The organism is Streptomyces sp. SCUT-3, from assembly GCF_014083985.1.
Taxonomy (GTDB): domain Bacteria; phylum Actinomycetota; class Actinomycetes; order Streptomycetales; family Streptomycetaceae; genus Streptomyces_H; species Streptomyces_H thermolineatus.
In genome coordinates, this window is the sequence record NZ_CP046907.1 from 5,538,601 (window position 1) to 5,564,946 (window position 26,346).

At 75.8% G+C, this 26,346-nt stretch carries 24 protein-coding genes and 1 pseudogene; 12 read left to right on the forward strand and 13 right to left on the reverse strand.

From position 1 onward, the window contains the following. Positions 1-61: 61 nt before the first annotated feature. Complete coding sequence (locus tag GQS52_RS24410; protein ID WP_182315578.1) at positions 62-1,141, reverse strand: helix-turn-helix domain-containing protein; 1,080 nt, start codon at positions 1,139-1,141, stop codon at positions 62-64. 128 nt (positions 1,142-1,269) lie between these two features. Here GQS52_RS24410 and GQS52_RS24415 point away from each other — a divergent pair, with 128 nt between their 5' ends. Both GQS52_RS24415 and GQS52_RS24420 read left to right on the forward strand, forming a co-directional pair. Continuing rightward, entirely contained in the window at positions 1,270-2,160 is an 891-nt protein-coding gene (locus GQS52_RS24415; protein WP_182315579.1) for an NAD(P)-binding domain-containing protein, read from the forward strand. Next, on the forward strand, positions 2,157-2,801 hold the full coding sequence (locus GQS52_RS24420; protein ID WP_220472794.1) for a maleylpyruvate isomerase N-terminal domain-containing protein: 645 nt from the start codon (positions 2,157-2,159) through the stop codon (positions 2,799-2,801). The genes GQS52_RS24415 and GQS52_RS24420 overlap by 4 nt, the downstream gene beginning before the upstream one ends. Positions 2,802-2,846: 45 nt before the next feature. Here GQS52_RS24420 and GQS52_RS24425 read toward each other — a convergent pair whose 3' ends face one another. Both GQS52_RS24425 and GQS52_RS24430 read right to left on the reverse strand, forming a co-directional pair. Beyond that, positions 2,847-3,050 carry a hypothetical protein gene (locus GQS52_RS24425; RefSeq protein ID WP_182315580.1) on the reverse strand — a complete coding sequence of 68 codons (204 nt, stop codon included), beginning with the start codon at positions 3,048-3,050 and terminating at the stop codon, positions 2,847-2,849. Between the two features lie 275 nt (positions 3,051-3,325). Further along, positions 3,326-3,853: a DinB family protein gene (locus GQS52_RS24430; protein WP_182315581.1), complete on the reverse strand. Its 528-nt coding sequence runs from the start codon at positions 3,851-3,853 to the stop codon at positions 3,326-3,328. A gap of 255 nt (positions 3,854-4,108) precedes the next feature. On the opposite strand from GQS52_RS24430, the gene GQS52_RS24435 reads away from it, so the two are divergent. The 3 genes from GQS52_RS24435 to GQS52_RS24445 all read left to right on the forward strand — a co-directional run bounded on the left by GQS52_RS24435 (position 4,109) and on the right by GQS52_RS24445 (position 7,655). Continuing rightward, entirely contained in the window at positions 4,109-5,344 is a 1,236-nt protein-coding gene (locus GQS52_RS24435; RefSeq protein WP_182315582.1) for a tetratricopeptide repeat protein, read from the forward strand. Continuing rightward, positions 5,341-6,459, forward strand: a complete 1,119-nt coding sequence (locus GQS52_RS24440; RefSeq protein WP_182315584.1) for a polyprenyl synthetase family protein — start codon at positions 5,341-5,343, stop codon at positions 6,457-6,459. The genes GQS52_RS24435 and GQS52_RS24440 overlap by 4 nt, the downstream gene beginning before the upstream one ends. A gap of 218 nt (positions 6,460-6,677) precedes the next feature. Then, positions 6,678-7,655 carry a zinc-binding dehydrogenase gene (locus GQS52_RS24445; protein ID WP_182315586.1) on the forward strand — a complete coding sequence of 326 codons (978 nt, stop codon included), beginning with the start codon at positions 6,678-6,680 and terminating at the stop codon, positions 7,653-7,655. Between the two features lie 107 nt (positions 7,656-7,762). Here GQS52_RS24445 and GQS52_RS24450 read toward each other — a convergent pair whose 3' ends face one another. The 3 genes from GQS52_RS24450 to GQS52_RS24460 form a co-directional block, all read right to left on the reverse strand. Then, positions 7,763-8,194: a TraR/DksA C4-type zinc finger protein gene (locus tag GQS52_RS24450; protein ID WP_182315588.1), complete on the reverse strand. Its 432-nt coding sequence runs from the start codon at positions 8,192-8,194 to the stop codon at positions 7,763-7,765. Beyond that, on the reverse strand, positions 8,195-8,830 hold the full coding sequence (locus tag GQS52_RS24455) for a response regulator transcription factor (RefSeq protein WP_259371190.1): 636 nt from the start codon (positions 8,828-8,830) through the stop codon (positions 8,195-8,197). It lies immediately after the preceding gene. A 129-nt stretch (positions 8,831-8,959) separates the two neighbouring features. Beyond that, entirely contained in the window at positions 8,960-9,964 is a 1,005-nt protein-coding gene (locus GQS52_RS24460) for a sensor histidine kinase (RefSeq protein WP_182315591.1), read from the reverse strand. Positions 9,965-10,315: 351 nt separating this feature from the next. Here GQS52_RS24460 and GQS52_RS24465 point away from each other — a divergent pair, with 351 nt between their 5' ends. The 5 genes from GQS52_RS24465 to secD all read left to right on the forward strand — a co-directional run bounded on the left by GQS52_RS24465 (position 10,316) and on the right by secD (position 15,052). Next, positions 10,316-10,645 carry a TraR/DksA C4-type zinc finger protein gene (locus tag GQS52_RS24465; RefSeq protein WP_182315593.1) on the forward strand — a complete coding sequence of 110 codons (330 nt, stop codon included), beginning with the start codon at positions 10,316-10,318 and terminating at the stop codon, positions 10,643-10,645. Between the two features lie 75 nt (positions 10,646-10,720). Beyond that, entirely contained in the window at positions 10,721-11,143 is a 423-nt protein-coding gene (locus GQS52_RS24470) for a hypothetical protein (RefSeq protein WP_346268261.1), read from the forward strand. 106 nt (positions 11,144-11,249) lie between these two features. Beyond that, complete coding sequence (locus GQS52_RS24475; RefSeq protein WP_182315595.1) at positions 11,250-12,008, forward strand: rod shape-determining protein; 759 nt, start codon at positions 11,250-11,252, stop codon at positions 12,006-12,008. Positions 12,009-12,076: 68 nt separating this feature from the next. Beyond that, positions 12,077-12,613 carry a hypothetical protein gene (locus GQS52_RS24480; RefSeq protein WP_182315597.1) on the forward strand — a complete coding sequence of 179 codons (537 nt, stop codon included), beginning with the start codon at positions 12,077-12,079 and terminating at the stop codon, positions 12,611-12,613. 81 nt (positions 12,614-12,694) lie between these two features. After that, positions 12,695-15,052 carry a protein translocase subunit SecD gene (gene secD, locus GQS52_RS24485; RefSeq protein ID WP_182315598.1) on the forward strand — a complete coding sequence of 786 codons (2,358 nt, stop codon included), beginning with the start codon at positions 12,695-12,697 and terminating at the stop codon, positions 15,050-15,052. 179 nt (positions 15,053-15,231) lie between these two features. Here secD and GQS52_RS24490 read toward each other — a convergent pair. Then, a pseudogene (locus GQS52_RS24490) lies at positions 15,232-16,868 on the reverse strand (bifunctional 3'-5' exonuclease/DNA polymerase). Between the two features lie 325 nt (positions 16,869-17,193). Here GQS52_RS24490 and GQS52_RS24495 point away from each other — a divergent pair. After that, a complete protein-coding gene (locus GQS52_RS24495) occupies positions 17,194-17,514 on the forward strand; it encodes a cupin (RefSeq protein ID WP_182315600.1) in 321 nt (106 codons plus the stop codon). An 83-nt stretch (positions 17,515-17,597) separates the two neighbouring features. On the opposite strand, the gene GQS52_RS24500 is transcribed toward GQS52_RS24495, so the two are convergent. From GQS52_RS24500 to GQS52_RS24525, 6 genes are all read right to left on the reverse strand, one after another. After that, complete coding sequence (locus GQS52_RS24500; protein ID WP_182315602.1) at positions 17,598-18,110, reverse strand: hypothetical protein; 513 nt, start codon at positions 18,108-18,110, stop codon at positions 17,598-17,600. 269 nt (positions 18,111-18,379) lie between these two features. Then, entirely contained in the window at positions 18,380-18,727 is a 348-nt protein-coding gene (locus tag GQS52_RS24505; RefSeq protein ID WP_182315604.1) for a VOC family protein, read from the reverse strand. A gap of 104 nt (positions 18,728-18,831) precedes the next feature. Beyond that, positions 18,832-19,239, reverse strand: coding sequence for a VOC family protein (locus GQS52_RS24510; RefSeq protein WP_182315606.1), 408 nt, complete (start codon positions 19,237-19,239; stop codon positions 18,832-18,834). Between the two features lie 115 nt (positions 19,240-19,354). Continuing rightward, positions 19,355-20,005 carry an MOSC domain-containing protein gene (locus GQS52_RS24515; RefSeq protein ID WP_182315609.1) on the reverse strand — a complete coding sequence of 217 codons (651 nt, stop codon included), beginning with the start codon at positions 20,003-20,005 and terminating at the stop codon, positions 19,355-19,357. A 261-nt stretch (positions 20,006-20,266) separates the two neighbouring features. Continuing rightward, complete coding sequence (locus GQS52_RS24520; RefSeq protein WP_259370951.1) at positions 20,267-21,655, reverse strand: helix-turn-helix domain-containing protein; 1,389 nt, start codon at positions 21,653-21,655, stop codon at positions 20,267-20,269. A gap of 156 nt (positions 21,656-21,811) precedes the next feature. Then, positions 21,812-24,919, reverse strand: a complete 3,108-nt coding sequence (locus tag GQS52_RS24525; protein ID WP_259370952.1) for a LuxR family transcriptional regulator — start codon at positions 24,917-24,919, stop codon at positions 21,812-21,814. Between the two features lie 234 nt (positions 24,920-25,153). Between GQS52_RS24525 and ltaE the strand changes: the two genes are divergently transcribed. Further along, entirely contained in the window at positions 25,154-26,185 is a 1,032-nt protein-coding gene (gene ltaE / locus GQS52_RS24530) for a low-specificity L-threonine aldolase (RefSeq protein ID WP_182315613.1), read from the forward strand. Positions 26,186-26,346: the final 161 nt, after the last annotated feature.

Sequence of the window (26,346 nt, forward strand, 5' to 3'; positions counted from 1 at the left end):
ACCGTCAACGCCATGCTGCCCGCCGCCCGCAGCCGTCCCCGAAGTCTGCGGCACTCCGGCGTCAACGGGGTGTCGGAGGCGCCGCGGCCGGTCCGCCGCCGGTCCTCTCCGCCCTGCGGCCGGCTCTCGCGGGGGAGGGCGACGGCCCGGGCGTCGTCCGGGGGAAGGCCCGCCGGTAGTCGCCCGGCGACACCCCGAGCTGTTTGAGGAAGTGGTGGCGGAGGTTGTTCGCCGTGCCGAGGCCGCTCAGCTCCCCGATCTTCTCGATCGGCAGGTCCGTCGACTCCAGCAGGCTCCGGGCCCGTGCCAGACGCTGGTCGAGAAGCCACCGGAGCGGAGTTGTCCCGGTGGCCGCCCGGAGCCGTCGGTGGAGGGTCCGCGGGCTCATCGCCGCGCGCCGCGCCAGGTCCTCGACCGTCAGGGGCCGGTCCAGGTTCGCACGGGCCCAGTCCAGTACGGGCCCCAGGCTTCCGGTGTCGGTGGTGGGCACTGCCAGGTCGACGAACTGCGCCTGGCCGCCGGGCCGGTGGGCGGGCACCACCATCCGCCGGGCCAGTTGGTTGGCGACGTGCGCGCCCAGGTCGCGCCGTACCAGGTGGAGGCAGAGGTCGAGCCCGGCGGTCAGCCCGGCGCTGGTGAGCACATCGCCGTCGTCCACGTACAGCACCGAGTCGTCGACCTGCACCTTCGGGTAGCGCTCGGCCAGCCGGGCGGTGTGCATCCAGTGGGCGGTGGCGCGCCGTCCGTCGAGCAGCCCCGCCTCGGCGAGTGCGAAGGCGCCGGTGCACAGGGAAACCATGCGGGCGCCCGCCTCGTGGGCGCGGCGCAGGGCCGCGACCAGTGGCCGCGGCAGCGGTCTGCCCTCGTCGACGCAGGCGTCGGGCACCGAGGGCACGACGACCGTGTCGGCGCCGGCGAGGTCGTCGAGCCCGCGGCTCGTGCGCAGCGACAGTCCGGTCCCGGCGGGGGAGCCGTCCCGGGGACGCTCCCCCGTACCGCACAACCACAGGTCGTACCAGGGGTCGGCCAGGTCGGGCTGCGGCTTCCCGAAGACGGTGCAGGGGATGCTCAGCTCGTACAGGTCCCACGAGGGGACCTCGATGTCCTCGGTCACGACCACGGCGACGGAACCAGGATTCATGCCCGGAAGGGTATGGCAGGAATTTGGTGGTCGCCGTCACCGGTGTCACTGTTCCCGGCCGCCGCCCGCTGCGATCTTGGTCCTCACGTGACCGACCGCCGCAGGCGGACGTACCAAGGAGTTGTGGCATGCATTCCGATCGCCCGGCAGTGACCGTCCTCGGAGCGGGCTCGATGGGCTCCGCACTGGCCGCCGCGTTACTGGAGCGGGGCCACCCGACCACCGTGTGGAACCGCTCGGCGCACAGGGTCCGGCCGCTGGTCGACCGGGGCGCCCGTGCGGCCGCGACGCCCGAGGAGGCGGTCGCGGCCGGCTCGCTGGTCATCGCCTGCGTCCTGGACCACGAGGTGCTGCACACCGTCCTCGATCCCGTCGCCGGCTCCCTCACGGGCAAGGTCCTGGTCAACCTCACCTCCGGTTCCCCCGAACAGGCCCGCGAAGTCGACGCGTGGGCCCGGTCGCACGCCGCCGAGCACCTCGACGGCGCGATCATGACCACTCCGCCGGGTGTCGGAAACCCGGAGGTGATGTTCCTCTACAGCGGATCCCGCGCCGCCTTCGAGGCCCACCGTCCGACCCTGGCGTCCCTGGGCGACCCCGTGCACCTGGGCGCCGACCCGGGCCTGGCCTCCCTCTACGACACCGCCCTGCTCGGCCTGATGTGGTCCACCATGACCGGCTGGCTGCACGGCACCGCGCTGGTCGGCGCGGAGAAGACACCGGCCACGGACTTCACCCCCGTCGCGATCCGCTGGCTGTCCACCGTGGCCGGCTTCCTGACCACCTACGCGCCCCAGGTGGACGCCGGCCGCTACCCGGGCGACGACGCCACCGTCGACGTGCAGATCGCGGCCGTCGACCACCTCGTCCACGCCGCGGCGGCCCGCGGCATCGACAACGCCCTGCCCGAACTCCTGAAGTCCGTCATGGAACGGGCCAGGGACGCCGGCCACGGCTCGGACAGCTACGCGAGCGTGATCGAGGTCCTGAAGAACCCGGCGGGCGAGGAGCGACCGTGACACCGACAACCACCACACACCCCGCGTCCGGCCCGGTGACCGCCTCCACCGCCGCGCCGTGGACGGACCTCCTGGCCGCCGCCACCGACGACTGCCTGGGCGTCCTCCTCGAAGGGGCCGACCGGGACTGGTCGCTCCCCGCCCACGCCCTCGACTGGTCCTGCCGCGAGGTCCTCGACCATCTCGCGCTCGGCCTGACCGGCTACGCGGGCCTGCTCGTCGCCCGTCCCGACGACCGCTACATCACCCTCTTCGCCTCCCTCGACCCCCGGGCCCCCGTCCCGGCCTGCCTGGAGGGCCTGCGGATCGCGGCGTCCCTCCTGGCCTCCACCGTCCGCGACACGCCTGCCGAAGCGCGCGCATGGCACCCCTGGGGCCACTCCGACGCAACCGGCTTCGCCGCCATGGGGATCACCGAACTGGCCGTCCACACCCACGACATCGCCCGCGCCCTCGGCCTGTCCTGGGCCCCGCCCGACGACCTCGCCTCCGGCGTCCTCGCCCGCCTCTTCCCCGACGCCCCGTCCGGGCACGGGCCGTCCGACACCCTGCTGTGGTGCACGGGCCGCGTCCCGCTCCCCGGCCTGCCCCGGCGCACGGACTGGCAGTGGGACGGAACCGTGCACAGCCCCGCCCCCTGACGGCCGGCGGGCGCCGAGGACGGCCGGAAGCGGGCCCCCGGGGCGTCAGTGGGCGTTGCGTTCCGCGGCGGCGTGCCACCACCCGGGCGGCGAAGGGCCGGTCACCCGGGCGGTCGGCTGGTCGGGGTGCAGGCCGAGCCGCCGCAGGGCGTCCGGGTGCACACGGACGTCGAACCAGCCGTGCCAACGGCCGTCGGGACCGACTCCGCAGGCAAGCCCCCAGCGGATCTCGTCGGGGCCGAAGGGCATCCAGTCGATGCCGCGGTCGCGCAGTCAAGCGCGCGCGGCCGCCATCGGCCGGAGGCGTCCCGGCAGGTTCTCGTAGGCCGCGACGGTGATCCAGTCGGCGTTCGGTGTCTCCACGGTGCTCATGATGCCCGGCCGCCGCACGGTTGGCACAGCCGTTCGGCGAACACGGCGACGACCGCGGTGGCGGGCGCCGGAGGCGGGGCGGATCCGGACAACGGCGGCCCCGAGCACGGTTGTTCCGGCAGCGTCCGCAGCGCCCGCAGCGCCCGCGCGTCTCACGCCCCGGCGACTCCGTCGATGCGCTCCCGGATCAGGTCGGCGTGGCCGTTGTGGCGCGCGTACTCCTCGATCATGTGGACCAGGATCCAGCGTAGGGAGACCGTGGGATTACCCAGGTGGCCGGCTTCCTGTTCGGACAGGCGGCCGGAGTCGTCCAGCGAGGCGTCGGCGACGAGTTCACGGCTCCGGGCGACTTCCGCCCGCCACGCGGCCGTCGCGCCGTCGAGGCCCCGGGCCGGATCGAGGGCGAAGCCGTCGGGGTTGTCCTCCCCGAACACCGGCGGCACGTCCTGGCCGGCGAACACCCGCCGGAACCAGTTGCGTTCGATCTCGGCCATGTGCTGGACGAGGCCCAGCAGCGTCATCGAGGACGGTGCCGCCGAGGCCGTCCGTGCCTGGTCGTCGCCGAGGCCCGCGCACTTGAGGGCGAGAGTCGCCCGGTGGAAGTCGAGCCATGTTTCCAGCATGGCGCGTTCGCCGGCGTGTGCGGGCGGGATCGGACGTCCGTCCGGTGTCGTGGTCATGGCCGCACCCTGCCGGAAACGGCCGCGCCCCGCGGGCGTATTCGCCGCCGGTGAACACGGATCCGTGCCCCGGAGGGGGCGAACGCACCGGCCCGTACGACCCGTTGATGATCGTCGCCCTGCTTCCCGTGGCACTCAGGTATGACTTCGCGACCGGTACGGAGGGGGATTCGGACTACTCCCTCGCCTCCATAGCGTCTTGACCGGCAAGGACCGGCAGGGGCCGGCAGGAGGACGAGCGTGACGGGGAGCCGGATGTCACAGGTGACGCAGCAGGAGACGGCGCAGGACGAGGCGGTGCACGGCGGTGACGCGGTGCACCGTGTCACCGCGGGGGACGACGGCGCCGCGCGGGGGAAGGCGTTCGCCCCCGAGTACCAGGGCGCTCTCGGCTCGCTGTCGGTGAACTCGTCCCTGACCGACGTGCTGGCCAGGGGGATCGAGGAGCTGCGGGCGGCGGAGGAGGCCGGGGAGCAGCGGGAGGCGGCGCGCTGCGGGCTCGCCGTCGCGGAGGCGTACCGGCGGCTGGGCAGGGTCGGGGAGGCCGACCGTGCGTGGAGGGCGAGTTACCGCGCGGCGCGCGCGGCCGGTGACGTCGGGGCGATGGCATGGGCGCTGTGGAGCGGCGGCACGCTCGCCCGCCAGCGGGGCGCACTGCGCCTGGCGTACCGCCTGCTCCGCCTCGCGGCGGAGGCGGGCCGGGCAGGGGGCGACGTGGTCGTGCGCGGCTACTCGCTCGCCGGACTGGCGGAGACCGGGCGGATCCAGGGCGACTACGAGGCCGTCGGTGAACTCCACGAGCAGCTGCTCGCCGAGGCACGCCGACGCGGCGAGGCCCGCCACACGGTGTGGGCGCTGGAGGGCATAGCGCAGATGCACCGGAACACCGGCTCCTACGACAAGGCGCTCGCCCTTTTCGAGGAGGCGGCCGAGACCGCGGGACGGGCCGACGACCGGCGGGGACGCGCCTGGGCGCTGCGGGGGATCGCCGACGTGGTGTCCGTGCGCGACGGTGACGCGGAGCGTGCGCTGGCGCTGCTGGCCGAGGCCGAGGTCGCCTGCCGCGAGATGCGGCTGTCGAGCGCCCTGGCGTACAACCACAAGATGCGCGGCAACGTTCTGTACCGGGCGGGTCGTTACGAGGAGGCCCGGGAGAACTACGCGCAGGCGCTGGGGGAGTTCCGCGCGATGGACGAGCCGCGCGGGACGGCCCTGTCCCGTCTCGGGCTCGTCAAGTCGCTCGCCCGGCTCGGGCAGGACGCGACGCGGACCGCCGCGGAGCTGGCCGAACTCCGCGACACCCTGGACCGGATCGGCCTGCGGCACGCCCGGGACATGGTCGACAGGGCGGCGGCCGAGCTGGGCGTGGGCCCGCTGCCCGCGGAGAGCGGATCCTCCGGATCCGGGGGCGGGGCCGGAGTCGAGGCCGGGGTCGGAACCCGGACTGGGACCGGGATGCCGGTCGTGCTCGCGGAGGGCGCGCTGCGATGACCTCTCCCACCACTGCGACCCCCGTGCCCGCCGTACCTTCCGTGTCCGCGGTGTCTGCGGTGTCCGCGGTGTCCGCGGTGTCCGTGCCGGACGTGCCCGACGTGCTCGGCCGCTGCCGCGCCCTGGTGCGTCCCGCGCTGGCCGACGCCGTCGCGCAGCTCCACCCGTGGACCGGTGAGATGGCCGCCTACGCGTTCGGCTGGTGCGACGTGGGCGGCGCCCCGGCCTCCGGCGCCTCCGAGGGCAAGGGCGTGCGGCAGGCCCTGGCCGTACTGGGCGCCGAGGCGGCCGGGGCGGACGGCGGGGCCGCGGTCGGCGGGGCGGTCGCCGTCGAACTGGTCCACGCCTTCTCGCTGCTGCACGACGACATCATGGACGGCGACGGGACGCGCAGGCAGCGGGAGACCGTGTGGAAGGCGTACGGCACCGGGCCCGCCGTCCTCGCCGGGGACGCGCTGTTCGCCCTCGCGGTGCAGACCCTCGCCGGGACGCCGGGGCCCCGCACGGCCGCCGCAGTGCGGCGCCTGTGCGCGACGCTGGCCGAACTGGTGCAAGGCCAGGCGGAGGACCTGCTGCTGGAGGACCGCCCCTGGACGGGGCCCGGAGCCGTCCGGCCGGACGAGTACCGGTCGGTGGCGGAGCGCAAGACCGGTTCCCTCCTCGGCTGCGCGGCCGCGCTCGGCGGCCTGCTCGGCGGGGCGCCCGGGGAGACCGTCACGGCGCTGGACCGGGCCGGGCGGCACCTCGGCGTGGCCTTCCAGGCCGTCGACGACCTGCTCGGCGTCCGGGGCGACCCGGCGGTGACCGGCAAACCCGTCCACGGCGACCTGCGGCGGCGCAAGAAGACCCGTCCCGTTCTCGCCGCCCTCGCCGGGGACGGCCCCGCCGCCCGCGAGCTCGCGGCGCTGCTGGACTCCTCGTTCCGGCTCGACGACGCCGCTGCGGCCCGTGCCGCCGTGCTCGTCGAGGAGGCCGGGGGGAACGCGGCCACCGTGGAGGAGGCCCGCAGCCACCTCGACGCCGCCCGCGCCTGCCTGCGGGGCGTCCCGCTCGCCCGGAGCGCGGCGCGGGACATCGACTCGCTGATCGCCTTCCTGCTGCACCGCGCGGTGTGAGCACCCCCGCCGGCGCGCGGTGCGGTCGCCTCCGCCCGTGCGGGCCCGCTGCCCGGGCCCTCCGGGCGGCGCTGCCCCCGCGGCGGCGCTGTCCCCGAGACGGCCCTCCGGGCGGCGGCGGGACCGGACTTGACCTCAACCTTGATCGAGGTTCGATGCTGGTGCCGCACCGGTGAGCACCGGTGCCGGGCGTGGGCCCGTGACGAGGGGTGGACGGCATGAGAGTGATGCGGGTGACGGCGTTCGGCGGGCCGGAGGTCCTGGTGGCGGGGGAGGCGCCGGAGCCTGTGGCCGGTCCCGGACAGGTGGTGGTCGAGGTCGGTTTCGTGCCGGTCGTCTTCGTCGAGACGCAGCTGCGGCAGGGCAGGTCGCCCGGCCCGCCGCTGCCGACGCCCCCGTACGTGCCCGGCGGCGGGGTGGCGGGCACGGTGGTCGCGGTCGGCGAGGGTGTGGATCCGGAGCGGATCGGCGCCCGGGTGGTGACCAGGGTCCTCGGGGGCGGTTGCGCGCAGCGCGCCCTGGCCCCGGCCGACGCGCTGGTCCCGGTGCCGGACGGTCTCGGGCTCGACGCGGCGGCGGCCCTGCTCAACGACGGCGCCACCGCGCTGGGGCTCTTCGCGGCGGCCCGGGTGCGGCCGGGGGAGTGGGTGCTGGTGGAGGCGGCCGCCGGCGGGGTGGGCAGCCTGCTGGTGCAGGCGGCGCGCGCGGCCGGGGCGCGGGTGGTGGGTGCCGCGCGCGGCGGACGGAAGCTGGAAGTGGTCCGCGGGCTGGGTGCCGACGCCGCCGTCGACTACTCCGACCCGGACTGGGCGGAGCAGGTGCGCGCGGTGACCGGCGGCGCGGGGGCGGACGTGGTCTTCGACGGCGTCGGCGGGGAGATCGGCCGGGCGGCCTTCGGGGTGACGGCGCGGGGCGGGCGTTTCTCCGTGCACGGCGCGGCCGGGGGACCGCCCACCGAGGCCGCCCCCGGGGAGGCGGAACGGCGCGGGGTGGAGTTCCTGGGACTGGAGCAGTTGCAGGGCTTCGACGAGGAGACGAGCAGACGGTGGGCCGGGCGGGCGCTGGCCGAGGCGGCGGCGGGCCGTCTGCGGCCGGTCGTCGGGCAGGTCTTCCCGCTGGAGCGGGCCGCCGACGCGCACGCGGCGATGGATGACCGCGACACTGTCGGCAGGACGCTGCTCTCCGTCAGCCACTGACAGCCGCCGCCGGCCCGCGCCGTCCGCCGACCCCGGCGCGTCCGGCGCCCCGGAACCGAGACCGGGCCGGCCCGCCGGGCCGGCCGGTCGCGGTCCCGGGGCGCGGCTCAGAGGCCGGGCCGGGTCTCGCAGGGGGCGCAGAAGCGGGTGTGGGGGCGGACCCGGAGCCGGTCCAGGGGGATCTTCTCCAGGCAGGACTCGCAGCGGCCGTAGACGCCCTCGGCCATGTGCCGCAGGGCGCGGGCGATCTCGGCGAGCTCGCGGCGCGAGGCGGCGACCTCGGCCTCGGCGGCGGCCGACAGGGCGGCCTGTCCGGCCACCGAGCCGGAGCGCTTGCCGTCGCCGTGCCTGCCGTCGTCGCGGGAGCGGGAGCGGGAGTGATGCGGGTCGGCGGTCCGTGCGGCCCGGGCCACCAGGTCCGCCAGTCTCACGCTGTGTTGCTCGTACTGCTCCTCGAGCACGTCCCGCAGTGCCTCGATGGGGTCCTGCCCGGTGAAGATCATCGGCTGCTCCTGGAGGGAGGGGGCAAGGACGAACACTCAGGGCTCGACGAGCCCGGCGCGGATGGCGTACCTGGTCAGCGCCAGCCGGTCGCGCAGGCCGAGCTTCTGCAGAATGTTCGCCCTATGACGTTCGACGGTCTTGACGCTGATGACAAGAGTCTGAGCAATTTCTTTCGACGAATGTCCTTCGGCGACCAGTTTCAGGACTTCTTCCTCACGCACCGTGAGCACCCGTTCCGGGACCTCCCCGCCCCGGTGCACGTGCTCCAGGTAGGTGCGGATCAGAGCGGTGACCGCCCCCGGGTACAGGAACGGCTCCCCGCGCATCGCGGCCCGGCACGCCTCGACGAGGTCCCGGTCGGCCACCGACTTCAGCACGTAGCCCGAGGCGCCCGCCTTGAGGGCCTCGAAGAAGTACTGCTCGTTGTCGTACATGGTCAGGATGAGGATGCGCAGTCCCGGGTGGGCGCGGGAGAGCTCCCGGGCGGCCTGCAGGCCGGTCATGCGGGGCATGGCGACGTCCAGGACGGCCAGGTCGACCGGATGCCTGCGCGCCTGCTCGACGGCCTCGGCCCCGTCGCCCGCCTCCGCGACGACCGTCAGGTCCGGCTCGCTGTCGAGGATCAGCCGGACGCCCCGGCGGACCAGGGCGTGGTCGTCCGCGAGGAGGATGCGGGTGGGGGCGGGCCGCCCGGCGTCGGCCGGGCCGGGGGGCCGGGCGGTGTCCGGACCGGTGGGTCGGGGGGCGTCCGGGGGCGCGGGGGTGCGTGCCGGGGGGTTCGGGGAAGGGCTGGACACGGGTCACTCGTTCCTGTCGCCTGTACCTGTGGGTGTGCGGTCGCCGGACGAGGGGGCGTCCGACGGGACGTCGACCGGCACCTGCAGCAGGACCTCGGTGCCGCCGCCGGGCCGCGGACCGATGCTCAGCCGGGCCCCGACCAGCAGGGCCCGCTCCCGCATCCCGCGGATCCCCGCCCCCTCCCGGACGATGCCCGGCCCTAGGCCGTCGTCGGTGATCCGCAGTTCCACGCAGTCCGCCGTCCGGCGCAGGGACACCTCGGCGGTGGACGCCTCCGCGTGCCGGGCCACGTTGGTCAGGCCCTCCTGCGCCACCCGGTACAGGACCAGTTCCACCTCGCGGTCCAGGGGCGGCAGCCCGGGCGGGAAGCGCCGCCGCACGGTCATCCCGGTGTGGGTGGAGAACTCCGTCGCCAGTGAGGTCAGGGCACTGACCAGGCCGAGGTCCTCCAGGACGCCCGGCCGCAGCCTGCGGGCGAGCCGGCGCACCTCGTCGAGGCTGCCGCGGGTGGTCTCCTGCGCGTGCCCGAGGTCCTCCAGGAGGTCCTCCGGGGCCCGGTCGGCCACCCGCTTGAGCTCCAGCAGGACCGCGGTGAGGCTCTGGCCGACCTCGTCGTGCAGCTCCTGCGCTATCCGCCGCCGCTCGGCCTCCTGCGCCGACAGGGCGCGCGCGTTGCTGGTGCTGCGCTCGGCCTCGAGCCGGTCCAGCATCTCGTTGAACGTGCGCAGCAGGTCGGGGATGCCGCCGTGGCCGGTCACCGGCAGGCGCTGGCCCGGACGGAGCAGGTCGATGGTGGTCATCATCCGGGTCAGCCGCTCCAGCGGGGCCAGGCCGATGCGCAGCAGCACCGCGTTGGCCAGCAGCATGACGGCCAGCCCGCCGGTGAGCACCACGGCCTCGGTGAGCAGGATCGGGACCGAGACGGTCACCGGGGCCCACAGCAGCACCGCGGTGGCCACGGCCAGCACCAGGGCGTTGAGCAGAAAGATCCGCCAGAACAGGGACACGACGAAACAGGACCTCCTCGCCCCCCACTGTTCCACGGGAACCGGGGGTCCCGGCCGCCGCGTCCGCGGGATGCACCGCCCCCCGGCGGGAAATGGGTGCCAGCACCCATTTCCCGCGGCGGCCTCAGCGGGCATGGTGGGGATCATGAGTCTGCCTCTGTCCCGCACCGCGAGCGGTTCGCCGCCGGGCGGCCCGCGCACCCCCTGAGGGGCCCGCGAACGGCATCGCCGGCGACGGTCCGCCGACGGTGCGACGACGAGGCCGCGGCGGGCCCCGGCCCGCAGGCAGGAACCATTTCGCGCTTCTTCGCGCATCTCCCATTCCTTCGCACGGTGAGGAACCCACCAGCCATGACGTCCCTGGACACCGAACGCCCCGACAGCCCCCACGAACGCGTCTCCGCGCACGACGCCCGCCAGTGGCTGGCCCGCGAGCGCAACGCGCGCCTGACCCAGCTCGACGCCATCGAGCAGAGCGGCCAGAAGGACGCCGACGAGCTGATGGCCGCGCAGACGGTCTCGCTCCGTCGGGTGCTGAAGGAGATCGACCACGCCGAGCAGCGCCTGGAGGCCGGGAAGTACGGCGTGTGCGAGGAGTGCGCCAGGCCCGTCGCCCCGGAGCGCCTGGAGATCCTGCCCTACGCGCGCTGCTGCGTGTCCTGCCAGAAGAAGGCCGTGTGAGGGCCGCGACGAGACCCCGGACCGGACTTCCCTGACGGGCCCACCCGGCCCCCTCGCACGGAGGACGTGACACCAGTGAGCACCGACACCGCCCCCGACACCGCTCCGGGCACCGTCAACGCCGGACTGTCGCCGGTACAGCTGGCCGCGGCGCGCGACCTGCTCGAGGAGCAGCGCGGATCCCGCATCGAGCAGTTGCGACGACTGCAGCAGCACGACGGCGGGACCGGCGGAACGGACGGGCCGGACGGGCCGGACGGTGACGGGGCCGGCGCCGGCGCCGGTGCGGCCCGGATCAGGCTCGTCGACTGGGCCCGCATGGTGCTCGCCGACGTCGACGCGGCCCTCGCCCGGATGGACGAGGGCCGGTACGGCGTGTGCGGGATGTGCACCGGGCCGGTCGAGTGGGACCGGCTGCGTGTGGTGCCCAGGCCCGCTACTGCTCGCGCTGCCACCCGGCGCGCAGGGCGGGGAGGTGACGCCCCCGCGTCCGGGTGAGGGGGCGGGCGGGGAGGGCCTCCCCTTCCCCCGGGCGCGGTCGAACGGGGCGCCGGGGGCCGCGCAGCCGGCGCGGGGGGACCTCGCGGCGGGGCTGGCGATCGACATGGGCAGCGCCCGTACCCGGGTGTGGTCCCGGGACGGGGGCCTCCTGGCCGACATGCCCAGCACCGTCCTCACCGGGGAGACGGCCGGCCGCCCGGTGAGGCGCGGCCGGGTCGTCGACGTGCCCGGCTGCGCCCGCATGCTGCACCGGCTGGTCGGCGACCGCGCCGCGCGCCGCCGCCACCGGCCGGTGATCGTCCTGAGCTGCCCGGTGCTGTCCGAGCAGGACTACCGGGCGGCCGCGGTCCGCGCGCTGTCGGCCCTCGGGCCGAGCACGGTGCTGGTGATCGACAGCGCCCGGGCGGCGGCCCTGGGCGCCCGCGCCGACCTCGCGGACCGCCGCCCCCTGCTGGTGGTCGACGTCGGGGCGGGCCTGGTGGAGGTCACCCTGCTGGCGGACGGGCAGGTGGCCCGCGCCCGGCAGGCCCGGCTGGGCCTGGAAGACATCGGCCCGGCCCTGCCCGTCGGAAGGATCGTCAGGGCCGTCACCGATATGGTGCTGGACATGCTCAGGGAGGACGGGACCGCGTCGACGGTCGACGCGCTGGACCGCGGGCCGCTGGTGACCGGCGGCGGAGCCCTGCGCCCGGAGATCGTCTACCGCATCGCCACCCTGCTGGACACCCCGGCCCGTCCGGCCCCCGCACCGGCCACGGCCGTCGTGCGCGGTGCGGCCGCGGCCCTGCTGTCCGGACCCGGCCACCCGGCCCTCGTCGCCTGCGACGCCCGGGACGGAACCCCCCAGGGCCTCCGGCGGTGACCCCGCCGCCCGAGCGGGCCGCACCCCGCACGGCACGGTCCGCCGGACGGCCGCGCCCGCGACCGGCCGTGCCCCTCCATCCGGCAGGACACCCGGCAGGACACCCGACGGGACGCCCGGCGGACCGGGGTGCGCAGGCGCTGTCGGCCGCACTGCTCGCCGTACTGGCGGTGTTGTCGGTCCTGTGGGCGCCGACGGCGACGGCGAGGACGGCGGCCCTGCGCACGGCCCCGGCCGGGACCGGGGCGGCGGTGCAGGCCCCGGGCGCGGGGCAGGCCCTGGGCCCGTCCCGGCCCGGTACGGCCCCCGCCCCGAAGTCCGCGCCCGCGCCCGAACCCGCACCCGTATTCGACCCCGATCCCGCTCCGGCCCCGGCGCGGGCCGACGGGCCGTGGCGGGTGCCGCCCGGCCACGCGGCCGTGCTGCAGCAGGCGGGGGAGCAGCACGCCCCGGCCGGCCCCGGGCACGCCGCCTCCGCCCAGGCCGCCCGGCAGCCGCTGCCGGGCGCCGGCCCGCCCGCGCCCCCCGCCCCGGACGGGGCCCGCACCTCCGCGCCGCCCGGGACCCTCCCCGGCGTCCGCGGGCCTCCGGCGACGACCGGCTGACCGGTTCCCGAAAGACCGATCCCGTCGTCCTTCCGGCGTGCCCGCCCGGGCGCGCCGGCCTGCCCACCGGAGGCAATTTCCGTGACCCGTGCCACCGCGGTGCGGGCGGTCCTGGCCCTGGCCGTCCTGCTCGCGTCCGCATTCATCGCCCTGGCCACCCCCGTCCGCCTGGGACTCGACCTGCAAGGAGGAACCCGGATCGTCCTCCAGGCCCGTGACTCGGCCACCGCGACCGCCGACCGGGAGACCACCGAGCGCACCCTGGAGGTCCTGCGCAACCGCGTCGACGCCCTCGGCGTCGCCGAACCCACCCTCACCCGGTCCGGCGAGGACCGGATCATCGTCGAACTGCCCGACGTCCAGGACCCGAAGGAGGCCGCAGAGGTCCTCGGCCGCACCGCGCAGCTGACCTTCCACGCCGTCGAGGGGGTGGAGGAGCAGAAGGAACAGGGGAAGGAGCCCTCGGCCGAGAAGGCTGACAAGGGCGCCCGAGTCCTGGAGGACGAGTCCGGGCAGCGGCTGCGGCTGGCCCCCACCGCGCTCGACGGATCGGGCGTGAAGGACGCCGCGGCGCAGATCGACACCGCGCAGGGCGGGGGCTGGTTCGTCTCCGTGGACTTCCGCGGCGGCGGAGGGGACGACTGGGCGAAGCTGACCGGCGATGCCGCCTGCAACCCGGCCGGCAGCCCGCAGCGGCGGGTCGCGATCGTCCTGGACAACGAGGTGATCTCCTCCCCCCAGGTCGACCCCTCGGTCGCCTGCAAGGTCGGCATCAACGACGGCGCCACGCGGATCACCGGCTCGTTCACCGCCGAGGAGGCCCGCGACCTGGCCCTGCTGATCAAGGGCGGCGCCCTCCCCGTCCCCGTGGACATCGTCGAGCAGCGCACGGTCGGCCCGACGCTGGGCGCCGACGCGATCGACGCCAGCGCCCGCGCGGCCCTGATCGGCATCGCGCTCACCTCGGTCTTCGTCATCGTCGTCTACCGGTTCTTCGGGGCGCTGGCCGCCGTCGCCCTCGCCGCCTACGGGCTGATCTCCTACGCGGCCATGGTGGGACTGGGCGTGACCCTGACCCTCCCCGGCCTCGCCGGGTTCGTGCTGGCGGTGGGCATGGCCGTGGACGCCAACGTGCTGGTCTTCGAGCGCGCCCGGGAGGAGTACGCGTCCGCCCCGAAGCGCGGCCTGCACAAGGCCTCGACCGCCGGGTTCCGGCACGCCCTCAGCGCGATCGCCGACTCCAACATCACCACGCTCCTCGCCGCCGGACTGCTGTTCTTCTTCGCCTCCGGACCGGTCAAGGGGTTCGGTGTGACCCTGTCGATCGGCGTGCTGGCCTCGATGGTCTCCGCGCTGGTCGTCACCCGGGCCCTGGCCGACCTGTTCTCCGACCGCGCGTTCCTCACCCGCCGGCCGCAGCTGAGCGGCATCGCCCTCCCCGGCCGGGTCCGCACATGGCTGGCCGAGCGCAACCCCGACCTGCTGCGCAGCCCCCGAGGCTGGCTGGCCCTGTCGCTGGCGGCCGTCGTGCTGGCGGGGGCGGGCGTCGCGGTGAAGGGACTGGAACTGGGAGTGGAGTTCACCGGCGGCAGGCTCACCGAGTACTCCACCACCCGCACCCTGGACGCCGAGGAGGCCAGGGAGGCCGTCGCCGCGGCGGGGTTCGACCGGGCCGCGGTCACCACCTCCGGCGACGGCGACGTCTCGGTGCGCACCGGTGAACTGTCCAACGCCGGGGAGGAGCGGATCCGGGCGGCCCTCGCCGAGGCGGGCGGCGGCGCAGAGAAGGTGAAGGACGAGATGATCGGCCCGAGCCTGGGCGACGAACTGCGGCGCAACGCCCTGATCGCGCTCGGCATCGCCCTGGCCGCCCAACTGGTCTACCTGGCCGCACGGTTCCGCTGGACCTTCGGGGCCTCCGCGGTGATCGCCATGATCCACGACGTGGTCCTGCTGGTCGGGATCTTCGCCTGGCTCGGCAAGCCCGTCGACGGTGTCTTCCTCGCCGCGCTGCTCACGGTCATCGGCTACTCCGTCAACGACTCCGTGGTGGTCTTCGACCGGGTCCGCGAACTGTGGGGCGCGTCCCGCCGCACCCCGTTCCGGCAGGTGGCGAACACGGCGGTGCTGCAGACGGTGCCGCGCACCGTCAACACCGGCATCGGCGCGGTGTTCATCCTCGCCGCGCTGGTCGTACTGGGCGGGGACTCGCTCGCCGACTTCGCGTTCGCCCTGCTGACCGGTGTCCTGGTGGGCACCTGGTCGTCGGTGTTCACGGCCGTCCCGGCGGCGGTGGAACTGGAGGCCCGCAGGAACGCGCCCCCGCCGCCCCCGGTCTCCAAGGGGAAGAAGCGGACGGGTACCGGCTCCGCCCGCCGGCTCCCCGGCGGCCGCGCGGCGGACGGCCGCGCGGCGCACCCCAACGGGGCGCAGGTCTGACACGGCCGGTCCCGGGCACCGCGCCGCGGTGCCCGGGACCGGCGCCCGGGACCGGCCTCCGGAACCGGGCGCGGCACCCCGCCGCGCCCCGTCCCTTCGCGCCGTATCCCGCCGCGCCGTATCCCGCCGCGGCGTATCCCGCCGCGGCGCGGCGCGGGTGTCCGGGGCCGGGAGGGGGCTCAGCCGGTGTCGGCGTAGCAGCGCACCGCGCGGGCGGACAGCGGGAAGCGCACCGGCGTCGCGCCGAAGACCAGGCGGCGGGCCTCGTCCCCGGCCTCCGCGACCGCCTCCAGCACCGTGCCGGCCAGTTCCTCCGGCGTGTGGACCATGACCTCGTCGTGCTGGAAGAAGACCACGCGCGGCCCGTCCGGCCCCGCTCCCGCCAGGCGGCGCCGCAGCGCGGCCAGCATCGCCAGCGCCCACTCCGCGGCACTCGCCTGGACGACGAAGTTCCTCGCGAAGCGGCCGCGGGAGCGGGCCGCGCGCCCCGCCTCCTCGCCGTCCCCGGGCACGTCGGCCGACGGAGGGGGGCAGGTGCGTCCCAGCCGGGAGCGGACCAGGCCGCCGGCCTCCCCGGCCCGCGCGGCCTCCTCCACCAGGGCCATCGCGGCCGGGAACCGGTGCCTGAGCACGGGGAGCAGCCGGCCGGCCTCCCCGGTGGTCTGCCCGTACACGGCGCCCAGCACGGCGACCTTCGCCCGGGCCCGGTCGCCGCCGAACGCCGGGGCCAGCGCCGCGTACAGGTCGCCGGCCGCCGCCGCCCGGACCAGCCCGGCGTCCTCGGACACGGCCGCCAGGACCCGCGGCTCCAACTGCTCGGCGTCGGCCACCACCAGCAGGTGCTCGGGGTCGGCGACCACCGCGCCGCGCAGCACCCTCGGGATCTGCAGCGCTCCGCCGCCGCGGGTGGCCCAGCGGCCCGAGACCACGCCGCCGACCACGTACTCCGGCCGGAACCTGCCGCCGCGCACCCACTGCTCCCGCCACGCCCAGCCGTGGGCGGCGTGGATCCGCGACAGCTCCTTGTACTCCAGTAGCAGCCGGGCCGCCGGGTGGTCCGCCTCGCGCAGCTCCCACGCCCTGGTGGAGTTCAGCCGCACCCCCTGCTCGGCGAAGGCGCGGAGCACCTGGGAGGGGAGTCCGGGTTGACCGGCCGCCCGCCCAGGGCCTGCTGCACCCGCCTGGCCAGCTCCGCCAGGCGGGCGGGGCGCCCGCCGCCCGCCGGACGCGGCCCCAGCAGCCCCTCCAGCAGCTCGTCGTGGGCCCGCGCGCTCCACGGCAGCCCGTCGTGCCCCATCTCGACGGCGGCCAGCGCCCCGGCGGACTCCGCGGCGCACAGCAGCCGCATCCTGTCCGGGTGGGGCAGGCGGGCGGTCAGCCGCTGCTGCTCCGCGTGCACGGCGACCAGGGCCGCCAGCGGGTCCGTGCCCGGGGGCAGCCGGTGCCGGTCCGCCTCGAACAGCGCGGGTCGGTCGTCGGCGCCCGTTTCAGGGGGGTCCTCGGGCACCGGCAGGCCGTTGGCCCTGGCCCAGGCCGCCCCCAGCGAACGCGGCTCGCCGAACCGCCCCTGATGGCCCAGCAGCAGGGCCTCGACCAGCCGGACGTCGTGGCAGCGCGCCGGGCGCACCGGCAGGGAGGGCAGCAGGCGCGGGTAGACCTCGTCGGTGGCCGCCCACACCCAGCGCGGCGGGCCGGCGACCTCGCGCTCGGCGACCGCGGCGGCCAGGTCCGGCACGTGCGCGGCCGGGCCGGCAGGTCGGCCGTCCCCGTCCAGCTCCTGCAGTCGCCCGCCGGGCCCCACCGCGTCGGCGGCCACGGCGACCCGCCCGCCGTGCGGCCGCTCACCGGCCACCGGGACACCTGCCGGGACCGGACCGCGCCGACGGGGCGGACCGGGCGCGGCGGCCGGTCCGGTGCGGGGCGGGGGAAAGGAGGGGAAGGGGCACGGCGCGCAAGCTAGCAGCCTGCGCCGACACCCGCGGGCCGCCGCCGTCGCCGGCATCATTGCCCTCACCTTCGCCGTCGGTGGTGGGCGACCGGGTTGCGGCGGCCGGGGCGGGGGAAAGGATCAAGAGCACGTGCGCCCCCGCCGGGCTGACGGGTCCGGGGAGCGGGGGCTCAGGAAGGTTAGGACGGAACGCGTGAACGATCTTGACGCACTGGCCGCCGAGCACCTCGGCAAGGCAGTGGACTCCCCCCACGGGCGCAGCGCCCATCTGATCTTCCACGACGGCCCGATGCGGCAGACCGTCATCGCGCTGAAGGCCGGAACGGGACTGGACGAGCACAACACGCCTCTGGCGGCGAGCCTGCAGGTGCTGCGCGGCAGGGTCCGGTACACCGGGCCCTCCGGCGACCAGGAGATCGGAGCGGGGCAGCTGTACCAGGTCCCGCACGAGAAGCACGGGCTGGGGGCGCTGGAGGACTCGGTGGTGCTGTTCACCACCGTCACCGAGACCTGAGCGTCCGCGCGCATGCGCGGGGCGCCCTCCCGGCCCGGCCGCGAGGGCGCCCCGCGCCCGCGGAGGAGGCGCAGGCTCCCGGCCTATGACGGAGAACGTCTGCCGGCGGTTGTGCGCCAGATCTGGACCAGGCAGTACTGGTCCTTGCCGTTCAGTTCCTCTTCGTGGCCCGGCGGCATGGGCAAGGGCTCGCGGTGTCCGGCCAGCGGAGAGGTGAAAGGCCCGCCCTCGCGATTGAATATCCAGTGCCACCGCATCCTGTACAGGCCGGGGGAGGGCAGGACCAAGGGGATTGCCTCCTGCCCGCAGTCCACGGTCTCGAGGGCAAGGTCGCACCCGGGGAGCTCCAGCTCCACATCCTCCCTGCCGGACCACTGCGCGGTGCTCTCCGGAGGGACGGTGGACCAGCTTTCCAGCCGCACGGACGCCCGGATCACCTGGGGCGGTACCTGCAGGTACACCATGCCGGGGGCGGAGAGCAGCCAATTCGCGTGATCCGAATTCGGGTGATATGTGTCGACAGTGGTGTCAACAAGCCCGAAAAGTCGATAACTCGGACTGACCGCGGTTTCGAAGACGTCCAGCAACCTGCTCAAGAGACACCTCACACTCCGTCAGGAGAATCCTGAGCGACATCATGTCCTCGAAGCGGTCGGTCGGCCTGTGCTTGCCGAGGGCCGCCCGGCAGGGGAGGCCGGGCAGGCCGGTTCGCCCGAGCGGTTCCCTTCGGTATCTGCCGGAGGCAGCCGAAAGCCGGCCGGTCCCGGTGGCCCTGGCCCCCACTCAGGTCTTCTCGGCAACGTGACGGTTGCGGCGTGCGGCGTGCGGCGTGCGGCGTGCGGCGGGTTGCGAGCCGCGGGGAGCGTCAGCGGTGACTCAGGACGTTGACCACGCGGCCGTTGGGGTCGCGGACGAAGAACCGCCGCACCCCCCACTCCTCGTCCTGCAGGGGGTGGACGATCTCCGCGCCGCTGTCCCGCACGATCGCGTAAACCGCGTCCACGTCGTCGACCTCGACGCTCATGTCGGGGGTGACCGGGCCGGTTTTGTCGCTGGTCATGACGCTGACCTGCGCGGCCGGACTGGACTGCGAGGCAAGCGTCACGATCCAGCCGAGATTCATGACTTCCTCGAAGCCCAGCAGGCCGTAGAACTCCCGGCTCTCCTGCGCAGCCTCCGACTGGATGACGGGCATGACACGGCGAACGGCCATCGACGACTCCGGACGAGAGAGGACACGGATCCGGGACCGTCCGAGCGGACACGGATCCAGGACAGTCCAGTGGTACTACGGCCCGCCCGTCGTTTCACGCATTCTCACGACACCGACCGGTCCTGCGGAGCCAGGGTGCGCAGGACGCAGAACTCGTTGCCCTCGGGGTCTGCCATGACCACCCAGCTCCGGCCCGCCCCTTGGCCCACGTCGGTCCTGGTGGCGCCGAGGCCGAGCAGTCTGGCCACCTCGTCCTCGGTGCTGCCGTCGATGGGGCTGACGTCGAGGTGGAGCCGGTTCTTCGCCGTCCTGCCCTCGGGCACCCGGACGAACAGCAGGGTGGGCGGCATCTGGCGGGCCCGGACGTCCTCGACGGTCGGCACCCAGGAGCCGATCTCGACCTTGCCCTCGCTCCGGTCGATCACCTCGAAGCCCAGGACCTCGCACCAGAAGACCGCGAGCCCCTCCGGGTCGTGGCAGTCGACGGTCAACTCGGTGAACCTGCTTGTCATGACTCTCCCGGTCGGTGCGGACGGGACTCACGGTACGGTCCCGGGCCGCCGACCGGACGGGTTCGGGGTCTCCCGGACCGGACGGCGGCACCGGGCTCCTGCGCGGCATCGGTTTTCACGCGGTCGTCCGCCCGCGGGCCGGTTTCCGGGCTTCCTCCGGCAGCGCGTCGGCGGCCGACAGCAGCGGTCGGAGTTCCGGTTCGAGGGTCAGCGCGCGGAAGGCGAGCGCGACGGTCACGTCGTGGCCGGGCCGGTGCACGATCTCGACCGGGTCGCCGGCGCGCACGTTCCCGGGCGTGACGACGCGCAGGTACGCGCCCGGTAGCGCGGCCTGCGTGAAGCGCTTGATCCAGCCCTCGCGCCCCAGCCATCCCTGGAAGGTCGCGCACGGGATCCGCGGGCACGACACCTCCAGGACCACGTCGGACCCGACGCGCCAGCGCTCGCCGATCAGCGCGCCGTTGACGTTCAGGCCCACGGTGGTGAGGTTCTCGCCGAACACGCCGTTCCCCAGCGGTCCGCCCAGCTCGGCCTGCCACCGGTCGAGGTCCTCGCGGGCATAGGCGTAGACGGCCTGGTCGGGCCCGCCGTGGTGCTTCACGTCGTGGACGCGGTCGCCCGCGAGACCGACCGCGCCGGTCCCCTTGGGACCGGGAACGGTGACGGTGACCGGGCCGTCGACGGGCCGTTTGTCGATACCGGTCGCGCTGAGCCCCTTCCACGGGTTGGGCCGGGGCCTGCCGACGTTCACGGAGAGCAGGTGCATGCCGCGACGGTACGGTCCGCCGCACACCGGAGCGACCCAATTTCCCACCCTTGCTGCGTTGCTGACGCGGAGCCGGTGCGTCTTCAAGAGGCCGGGCCCTGCGCGGTGCCTCCCGGAGCCACCGCTGTCGTGTCGTCCTCCGTGTCCGGACCGGGCGGCGCTCCTGTCGTGTACGCCCGGTCCTCGCCCGGAGTTCACTCCTCCTTCCCCGCCGTCCGCGCCTCCTGGGACGGGCGGTTCCGCGCCTGCGCGGCGGGCGGGTCAGAGCCCGCGCCGGAGGCGGTGCGCCTCCAGGGCGAGGACGAGTTCGACGAGGTCCTGGGGGCGGCCGAGCGAGCGGCCGGTCAACTGCTCGTACCGGCGCAGCCGGTTGAGCACGGTGTTGCGGTGGCAGAACAGCCGGGACCCGGCCCTGAGGGCGGAGCCGTCCGCGGCCAGCCACGCCTCCAGGGTGGACAGGATCACCTCGCGGTCGCCCGGCTCGAGGTCCAGGACGGGGCGCAGCGCCCGCTCGACGAGGGCGTCGGCGAGTTCGGGGGCCGAGGTGACGAGGGCCTGCGGCAGGTGCTCCTCGAGCAGCGCCACCCCGCCGGAGGCGGGGCACGTGAGCAGGGCGGTCTCCGCGTGCTCGCGGGCCGTGCCCAGCGAGGCGAGGCCGGGCACGGCGGGCCCGACGCCGACCCTGACCCCCTCCGGCGCGGTGATCGCCGGCGCCAGGTCGCGCGGTTCGCGGCCGCCCAGCACGACGACGGCCCGGTCCGCGTCCTCCCCGGTGCACCAGGCCACCCGCACGCCCTCCGGGAGCGGCCGGGGGAACACTTCCCGCCGGTCGGAGGGGCGCCCGCCGGAGACCAGGACGACGGTGCAGCGGGCCTGCTCCGGCAGCCCCAGGGCCGCGGCGGCCGTGGTGACGTCGGCGAACCGCGCGGTGCCGTCGAGCAGGGCCTCCAGCAGGGCGCGCGCCTGCTCCTCGTGGCGGCGCACCAGCCGCCGTTCGGCCCGGCGGTAGGCGTCGGCGACGAGGGTGCAGTGCTCGTCGACGAAGTTCCACACGTCGGCCGCCACGTGCAGCAGCAGGTGGGCGTCCTGCGGGCTCTGCCGGGTGGTGGTCTCGACGAGGCCCTGCCACACCACGCTGCCGCCCAGGCGGAATGCGTGCAGCACCGCGTCCAGGGGAGTGCCGTGCTCGGCGCGCAGCCCGCCGATCCGCCAGGAGCACCGGCGCGCCCGGTCGCGGCACGCCTTGGGGTCCAGCAGTGAGCGGATGTTGTTGTCCAGGGACTCGGCGACCTCCTTCCGGAGGTCCCCGGGGCCGAACGCCTCCGGGCGGTAGGCGGGTTCGAGTTCCTGCAGCATGGCCACCAGCCGGTCGGTCAGCTGCGGCAGCCGGTCCACGAGGATCCGCGCGGACCGGTGCAGGACGGCGACGGCTTCGGAGTCCGCCCGGGAGCGGGGCAGCGGCGGGGCCTCGGGGAGACCGGAGAGCAGGTGCGTGTGGTCCGCGGGCGGCAGCAGTGCGGCCGCGGCGCGCGCCGGCGCCTGCCGCGGCCGTCCGGACGGGCGGTCCCGCCCGGTCTGGGGGGCCGGTCGGCGGGCCGGCGCCGAAGGGCTTGCAGCAGCGCTCCGGAAGGGTGCGTCCGGGTGGTGCATGGCGGTCCTCCAGTTGTGGCGGCTGACATGCCCGTGGGCATGCCCGTCGGGGCCTGGCTGAGTCGGCATTGTCGGCCGACCCGTGCCGGTCCACCAGGGGTGCGGCGCAGGAAAACCGTGTACCGACCACCCGGTCGGTACGCATGCTGCGGGTGGTCAGAGGTGCTTTCCGTGCGCCTGCCCGCGTATCCGCACCGGTGCCTGCGCGCGGCCGGAGGTCCCTTCGGCCGGTCCGTCGCCGGCCCTGTCGGTCACGGCCCGGGCCAGGGCCGTCCGGGAGCGGACGCCCAGTGCGGAGAAGATGTTGCGCAGGTGGTGGTCGACGGTGCGGGGGCTGAGGAACAGCCGGGCGGCCACCTCCCGGTTGGTGCACCCCTCGGCGACGCAGAGGGCTATCCGCAGCTGCTGGGGGGTGAGGCGCTCGGTCAGGAGGGCGTGTCCGGCCGGTTCCGCGGCGTCCGGTGCGCCGGTGGCGCGCAGCTCCTCGCGGGCCTGGTCCGCCCAGGCCGCGGCGCCGCACCCCTCGAAGGCGGCGAGGGCGGCGCGCAGGTGCCCGCGTGCCGCTCCGGGGCGCCGCTGCCTGCGCAGGGTCCGGCCGTGCAGCAGTTCGGTGCGGGCCCGCTCGAAGTCCGAGAGGGCCGTGCCGTGCACGGCCAGCGCGCGGGAGAAGAGCCCGTCCGCCTCCTCCGGCGGTGCCAGGAGCGCGCGGCAGCGGGCCAGCCCGGCCAGGGCGTGGGGGTCCCGGGTGGCCCGCGTCCAGCGGGCGAAGCCGGCGAGCGCCGGATCGTCCGGGCCGGTGGCGACGCCGGCCAGTGCCCGCGCCTCGACCAGGAGCGGCGCGGACAGCATGCGCACTACCGGGTGGCCGGCCCCCGGGCGGGCCCGGGCCACGGCCTCCAGCCGGGCGAGGGCGGCGTCGGGGTGGTTGCGGGAAAGGTCGGCCAGGGCCAGTCCCCAGTCGGCCAGGGCGCACACCATCCCCAGTCCGCGGTCGCGGGCGACGCCGAACGCGGCCTCGGCGTGGGCCGCGCAGGCGCCGTCGTCCCCCTCCATTGCAGCGGCCATGACAAGCAAAGCGTGGTGGTGGGCCGCGCAGTTCTCCTGCCCGCCCCGCTCGGCCTCGCGCAGGCCCTCCCGAGCGAAGGAACGCGCACGGGCGGGCCGGCCGAGCCGGAGCTCGGCCTCGGCGAGGCGGGCCAGCACGGACGGCAGGAGCGCGGCGGACGCCGACGCGCGGGCCGGCTCCAGGGCCCGCCGGTACAGGGCGTGGGCGGCCCGGGTCTCCCCCAGTGCCCAGGCGGCGACCCCCGCGCACAGCAGCTCCCGGGGGTCGTGCGAGGCCTTTGTCCCGGCCGCGGAGAGGCGCATCAGCCGGGCCGCGGAGCCGAAGTCCCCGGACAGGGCCGCGGCCGCGCCCGCGGCCAACCCGGTCGCGGCCAACCCGGCCGCGGCGGACCCCGGGAGACCGGCCGACGCCCCGATGCGGCGCACCGTCCGGAGGAGGCCGTCCAGGTCGCCGCGGACCCAGTCGGCCTGCGCGGCCAGTGCGTACGCCTCCAGCGCGTACGCCTCCGGGGCGGTCACGCCGCCGCCCCGCCCTCCCTGCTCGGCCCGTCCGTCCTGTCCGTTCCGTGCGGTGCGTGCGGCGCGTGCGGCGGCGGACAGCAGGTCCGCCCGGGCGTCCTCGGGCGATCCCGCCTGGAGCCCGACCATGCCGCGCACGAGCTCCACCCCGGCGCGGGCGGTGTCCGTCGCGGCGCAGGCCGCGGCCCGTGCCAGCAGGCCGCCCGCCACCGCGGGGGAGCCGCCGAGGAAGGCGTGCCGGGCGGCGGCGGCCCAGCGCAGGGCCCGCCGCTCCTGCGCGGCGGCCTCGGCCTCCTCGGCGCCCTTGCCCTCGCCCTCGGCGCCGTCAATGGGCGCTGCGGGCCCGGTCAGTTCGGCGGCGCGGGACAGGGCGCGGGCGCGGTCGGAGCGGGAGGGGCCGCCGGGGGCCACGGGGCATGCGGCCGCCCGCTCCAGCGCGTCGGCCAGTGCGTCGTCCGGGGCGGTCGCGCAGGCGGCCAGGTGGCCCAGTCGCCGCAGGGCGCGTCCGTCGCGCCCGCCCGCCGCTGTCCCGGTGCCGGTCCGGGCGAGCAGTTCGTGCGCGGCCCGCCGCCGGGACAGCGGCTCCGCCAGGTAGACGGCGGCCCCCAGCAGCGGGTGGCCGAAGCGGATCCGCCCCCCGGCCGGGCGGACCACCCCGGCCGCCTCCGCGGGCTCCAGGCAGACCGGGTCCAGCCCGGCCGCCTTCGCCGCCTCCAGGAGTCCGCCGGTCTCCGTGGCCCCGCCCTCCTCGCCCGCCACCTCCTCCTCCGCGGCCAGGAGCAGCAGGAGCAGCCGGGTGTCGGCGGGGAGGCGCCGCACCCTTTGCGCGTCGGCCCGCAGCACGGTCCCCTCCAGGGGCAGGGGGCGGGGCAGCGGCACGCGCCCCGACAACTCGTCGGGCGAGAGGGCGGCGACCAGCTCGGTGAGCAGCCCGGGGTTGCCGTGGACGGCCCCGAGCAGCACGTCGCGCACGCCCGGGCAGGTCTCCCCGCCGGCCAGTTCGCGCAGCAGGACGCCCGCGTCCGCGTCCTCGAGGCCGCCGAGGCGCATGACGGGAATGCCGGGCAGGCCGAGCCGCTCGGCCCGGTCCTCGTCGGCCGCCATCAGCACCGTCAGCGGCCCCCGCACCCGCCGCGCCGCGAACTCCAGGGCCGCGCGGGACTCCCGGTCCACCAGGTGGAGGTCGTCGACGCACACCAGCAGGGGGCCCTCGCGGGCGACGGAGACCAGCAGCTCCGAGAGGGCGGGCAGGACGGCCGTCCCCACCGGCTCCCCGGCCCCGTCCAGCCGCAGCGCGCGCTCCAGCGCGGCGGAGTGCGCACGGGCCCGCCGCAGCAGCGGCTGCAGGAGGCCGTGCAGGCCGCTGAAGGGCACCTGCGCCTCCGCGGCGGTGCCGCGCAGACGCAGCACCCGGTGCCGCGTCCCGCTTTCCCGTCCGCCGCCCGCTTTTCCCGCGGAATCGCCCGGGGCGCAATTCCCGGCGCATTCCACGGCGTACTGCAGAAGGGCCGATTTTCCGGTTCCGGGGTGCGCCAGCACAAGGAGCGCACCGCTTCCGTGGGCGCCGCCACATCCCAGGAGGCCCACGACGGTCCGCTGTTCGAAATCGCGCCCGATCAAACGCACGGAGGTCGCCCTTGAACGCACGGAGGTCGCCCTGCGGGTGAATTCACTGGCCATGTCGTCACGTTACGCACGTGCCAATGCGGTGCGGAAGAGGAGAAGCGGGTCCGCCCACTCCGCGGTGTCCGTCGTCCGCGAAGAACGCGCGGATTTCTCCCGGGCCCCTGTGAATCCGCACAGGGAACGGCCCCGATTACTGGGAGGCGTCCCGGCGCGGCGCCGCGCGCCCGTGCCGCGCGCATCCGTGCCCGACGGGCCCGCGGCGCCGACGCTCGTGGTACGCAGGTGCCCATGACCATCATCGACCTGCGCAGCGACACCGTCACCCGGCCCACCGAGGCGATGCGCCTGGCCATGGCCCGGGCCGAGGTCGGCGACGACGTCCTCGGCGACGACCCGACCGTCACCGCCCTGCAGGAGCGCACCGCGGAACTGCTGGGCTTCGAGGCCGCCCTGTTCATGCCCTCGGGCACCCAGAGCAACCTGTGCGCGCTGCTGAGCCACTGCGGACGCGGGGACGAGTACCTGGCCGGCCAGGACGCGCACCTGTACCGCTGGGAGGGCGGCGGCGCGGCGGTCCTCGGCGGCATCCAGCCGCAGCCGCTGGCCCACCGCCCCGACGGCACCCTGGACCCGGCCGACATCGAGGCCAACATCAAGCCCGACGACCCGCACTTCCCCCGCACCCGGCTGCTGTGCCTGGAGAACACCCTGGGCGGCCGGGTGGTACCGGCCGCCTACCTCGACTCGGCCACCGCGCTCGCCCGCTCCCACGGACTGGCCGCCCACCTGGACGGCGCCCGCCTGTTCAACGCCGCGGTCGCCTCCGGCCGCGAGCCGTTCGACGAGGCCCGGCGCATCGCCTCGGGCTTCGACAGCCTGTCGGTCTGCTTCAGCAAGGGCCTCGGCGCGCCCGTGGGCTCGGTGCTGCTGGGCGGCCGGGAGTTCGTCTCCCGCGCCCTGCGCTGGCGCAAGGCCGCCGGCGGCGGCATGCGGCAGGCCGGGGTGCTGGCCGCCGCGGCGCTGCACGCCCTCGACCACCACGTGGAGCGGCTGGCCGAGGACCACGCCAACGCCGCCCGGTTCGCCGACGCCCTCGCCGGCCTGCCCGGCCTGGCCGTGGAGCCCGCGCGGACCAACATGGTCTTCGCCGTCCCCGCCGCCGGCCTCGGGGCGCGGATCGTCGAGCGGCTGCGCGACCGCGGGGTGCTGTGCACCGGCGACGCGCGCCTGCGGTTCGTCCTCCACCTCGACGTCTCCCGCGAGGACGCCGAGGAGGCCGCCCGGCTGGTGCGCGAGACGGTGAAGGAGGCCACCGGCTGACCCTCCCGGCCCGTACCGGGAGGGGCCGTCGCGGACGGCCCCGCGCTGCTGGCAGGATGCGAACTTCCGTTCCCGTTCTGCCACCAGTGAAGGGGCATTCCTTGAGAACCAGACCCACCGGGGCGATAGGCCGCCGCAGAGCGTGCGCGCTCGCCCTCGCC